This is a genomic window from Vibrio sp. AND4 (assembly GCF_000171815.1).
Classification (GTDB): domain Bacteria; phylum Pseudomonadota; class Gammaproteobacteria; order Enterobacterales; family Vibrionaceae; genus Vibrio.
This window is the reverse complement of record NZ_ABGR01000102.1, coordinates 1-1,622: the sequence shown is the minus strand read 5'-3', so window position 1 is coordinate 1,622 and position 1,622 is coordinate 1. Positions and strand designations below refer to the sequence as shown.

At 45.4% G+C, this 1,622-nt stretch carries 1 protein-coding gene; it reads left to right on the top strand.

What is annotated here, in order from left to right; translation table 11 throughout:
• A partial coding sequence (gene nrdD / locus AND4_RS18895; protein ID WP_009844594.1) for an anaerobic ribonucleoside-triphosphate reductase occupies window positions 1–1,622 on the top strand: 1,622 nt, incomplete at both ends.

Genomic DNA, 1,622 nt, shown 5'->3' with positions numbered 1-1,622 from the left:
AAGTTCACATCCATGAGATTCAAGATTTAGTAGAGAATGAACTCATGCAAGGTTCTTATAAAGCTTTAGCGCGTTCTTACATTGAATACCGCCACGATCGCGATATCGCTCGTGAGAAGCAAAGTGCGCTGACTCGCGAAATCGAAGGTCTGATCGAAGAAAGCAATTTAGATCTAATCAATGAGAATGCGAATAAAGACGGAAAAGTAATCCCGACGCAGCGAGATTTGTTGGCTGGTATCGTAGCGAAACATTACGCGAAGACACACATTCTTCCTCGCGATGTGGTTCAGGCACACGAGGTGGGTGATATTCACTACCACGATCTGGATTACGCTCCCTTTTTCCCGATGTTTAATTGTATGCTTATCGATCTTCAAGGCATGCTAACGCACGGCTTTAAAATGGGTAACGCGGAAATTGATACGCCTAAATCCATTTCTACAGCAACAGCGGTAACGGCACAGATCATTGCTCAGGTAGCAAGCCATATTTACGGCGGTACAACCATCAACCGGATTGATGAAGTACTAGAGCCGTACGTCATAACAAGCTACGAGAAACATCTAGAGATCGCAAAAGAGTGGAACATTGCAGAACCCAAAGCGTTCGCCAACGCGCGCACAGAGAAAGAGTGCTATGACGCGTTTCAATCTCTAGAATACGAAGTAAACACGCTACATACAGCGAATGGCCAAACACCATTCGTCACGTTTGGTTTCGGCCTTGGTATAAGTTGGGCATCACGCCTTATCCAGAAGTCTATTCTCAAGAACCGTATCGCAGGTCTAGGGAAGAACCGTAAAACAGCGGTATTCCCTAAACTTGTATTCGGGATCAAAGATGGTCTGAACCACAAACCAGAAGATCCAAACTACGATATCAAGCAACTGGCACTTGAATGTGCGTCTAAGCGGATGTACCCAGATATTCTTAACTACGACAAAGTAGTGGAAGTAACGGGCTCATTCAAAACACCGATGGGCTGCCGTAGCTTCCTTGGTACTTACGAAGAAAACGGCGAGTTGATTCACGAAGGTCGCAATAACCTCGGTGTAGTAAGCTTAAATCTGCCTCGTATCGCTATTCGTGCAAAGGGCAGTGAAGAGAAATTCTACGAGCTTCTAAACGAGCGCTTGTGCCTTGCTCGTAAGGCGCTAGAAACACGTATTTCTCGTCTAGAAAACGTCAAAGCTCGCGTTGCTCCAATCCTCTACATGGAAGGGGCATGTGGTGTTCGTCTGAAAGCGGATGATTCTATTGCAGAAATTTTTAAGTACGGCCGTGCTTCGATTTCTCTTGGTTACATTGGTGTGCACGAGACAATCAACGCACTATTCGGTACAGAAGCGCACGTTTACGATGATGAAGTAATGCGAAAAAAAGCGGTAGACATCATCAAGCACCTGAAAGACACAGTTAACGGTTGGGCAGAAGAGACTGGTTACGGTTTCAGCCTATACGCGACGCCAAGTGAAAACTTATGTAGCCGCTTCTGTCGTATTGATGCGAAAGAATTTGGCGTCATTAAGGGGGTTACTGACAAAGGCTACTATACCAACAGCTTCCATCTTGATGTTGAGAAGAAGGTGAACCCATATGACAAGATTGACTTTGAGATG